Genomic DNA, 2,174 nt, shown 5'->3' with positions numbered 1-2,174 from the left:
GTGGGGGAGGGGAGAACAGAAGTTTTTTTCCATTACCCGTCAAAATAAATTTGACGAACTATTAGTACAAAACGGCGTAAATAAACCAACCATTCTAAATACTCCAAAAGCCTATACTGTCTTCATTTTGACTTTTGACTTTTGACTTTTGACTTCCGCCTTGCGGTACTAGCCAAGATTATGGGATGCACGGAATAAATGATTATGTTCGGGGTGATACAAGCGGGAGCGCCCACTTACTGGTAGTAGTGCGGGACTGATTACATAAAGTGTAGTTCGCCGTAATTTTTCTTCATGGGTACAATCTGCGATTTGTGCTAAATTCACAACCCGGATTTTTTCATCTGGCCAGCCTAAGCGATAGCAAATTGCTACTGGAGTATCTGGATCATAATGTTCTAATAATTTCTCTTGGGCTTCAGTAATATGACTCACACTTAAATATAAACATAAACTGGCACGATGGGCGGCTAAAGCTGCTAACTCTTCAGTATCAGGGACATGGGTACGACCGCTAATGCGAGTGAGAATAATAGTTTGGACTAAACCAGGGACAGTTAACTCTATTTTCAATTTAGCTGCGGCAGCTTGAAAGGCACTGATACCAGGGATAACTTCAAAGGGAATATTCGCATCGGCTAATAGCTGCATTTGTTCATGAATAGCGCTATACAGACTAGGATCACCAGAATGTAGCCTGACCACTGATTTATGCGATCGCACGGCATCAATCATCAATGGTAAAATTTCTTCCAAAGTCCGATTTGCTGTTTTAATAATTTCCGCATCTGCACGACAAATATCTAAAATCTGTTCGGGAATTAAAGAATCTGCAAATAAAATCACATCAGCCGCAGCCAACAACTTTTGCGCCCTAACCGTTAATAAATCAGGATCTCCTGGTCCGGCACCCACAATATAAACCGCAGATTCTAAGGCATTGGGATACTTAGAAAAACTCAAATTACTAGTAGATTCACTCATCAATTTTCCCCTTCAAAACCCTGCAAAAAAAACTTTTAGCATTTCCTGAGTAATATCCGGATTCAGCCACTTTGCCTAGTAGAAATAGATGGTAGATGCACCCTGGTTAAGCCCTAGAGATTAATTACTCTGGGGCATTTTTTTCTTCATTTCCCCCAGCAACAACATCAGGTAAGGAACGCTTGAATATATATAGCCAAGCTAAACCAAATAATCCTAAAGTCATTCCCCCTAAACTTACCATTTGTGCCATCCGTAAAGGTCCTAGCATTAAGCTATCTGTGCGTAAACCTTCAATCCAAATCCGTCCCAAGCTATAAGCAACCCAGTAAACTAAAAATAACGTCCCTACTTTCAACCGGGATTTTTTAGCTAAAGCTCGAAAAAACAAAGTTATTAACAATGCAAACACCATTAAATTCCACAACGATTCATAAAGAAAAGTGGGATGGAAATATTCAAAATTCACTAAATCCAAAGGACGACGATCTGAGGGAATATATAACTTCCAAGGTAAACTAGTTGGTCTGCCAAAAGCTTCCGAGTTGAAAAAATTTCCCCACCGACCAATTGCTTGCCCTAATATTAATGAAGGAGCAACCAAATCAGTCAATTGCCAAAAAGATACCTTATTCAGTCTAGCAAAAATTAACGCCGCGATCGCACCGCCAATAATTGCCCCATGAATAGCAATACCCCCTTGCCAAATTGCAATTATCCGTTCTGGATGTTGAGAATATTCTGGCCATTGAAACAAAACATAATATAACCTAGCGGCGGGAATAGCTGCAATCACCAACCAAATTGATAAATCACTAATTAAATCGGGATTAATATGACGACGCTTGGCTAGGTATTGAGAAAGACTAACACCAATTAACACAGCAGAAGCAATCAACAACCCATACCAACGAATAACAATTGGTCCCAATTTAACCACAATCGGACCAGGGGAAGTAAATAAAAACCCCAAAGGCAAAACAGAAAAATCCACTACCATACAAAATTACCTATAGGAATTTGAAATCTATGGAGATGAAACACAATAATATAGTATGCCTTAGTCACTATAGCGATAAGTAATTCAGCAAAATTAAAATCATTAGTCAGTTGTCAGTTGTCAGTTGTCAGTTGTCAGTTGTCAGTTGTTCGTTGTCATTAGTAAAATTCCCCTCCCTACCCCCCTACCT

2 protein-coding genes are annotated in these 2,174 nt (G+C 39.5%); both read right to left on the bottom strand.

What is annotated here, in order from left to right; all coding sequences use genetic code 11:
• Positions 1 to 168: 168 nt before the first annotated feature.
• Positions 169 to 984: a precorrin-4 C(11)-methyltransferase gene (gene cobM / locus AN486_RS26395; protein WP_053539007.1), complete on the bottom strand. Its 816-nt coding sequence runs from the start codon at positions 982 to 984 to the stop codon at positions 169 to 171.
• A 124-nt stretch (positions 985 to 1,108) separates the two neighbouring features.
• Complete coding sequence (gene lgt, locus AN486_RS26390; protein ID WP_290603038.1) at positions 1,109 to 1,984, bottom strand: prolipoprotein diacylglyceryl transferase; 876 nt, start codon at positions 1,982 to 1,984, stop codon at positions 1,109 to 1,111.
• Positions 1,985 to 2,174: the final 190 nt, after the last annotated feature.

The organism is Anabaena sp. AL93, assembly GCF_001672085.1.
GTDB lineage: Bacteria > Cyanobacteriota > Cyanobacteriia > Cyanobacteriales > Nostocaceae > Dolichospermum > Dolichospermum heterosporum.
Note: the sequence above shows the minus strand (reverse complement) of the source record. Positions and strands in the feature narration are given on the sequence as shown.

Bases quoted from the DNA above. Each gene is read 5' to 3' on its own strand.
- lgt (WP_290603038.1), bottom strand. From the start codon at position 1,984: ATGGTAGTGGATTTTTCTGTTTTGCCTTTGGGGTTTTTATTTACTTCC.
- cobM (WP_053539007.1), bottom strand. From the start codon at position 984: ATGAGTGAATCTACTAGTAATTTGAGTTTTTCTAAGTATCCCAATGCC.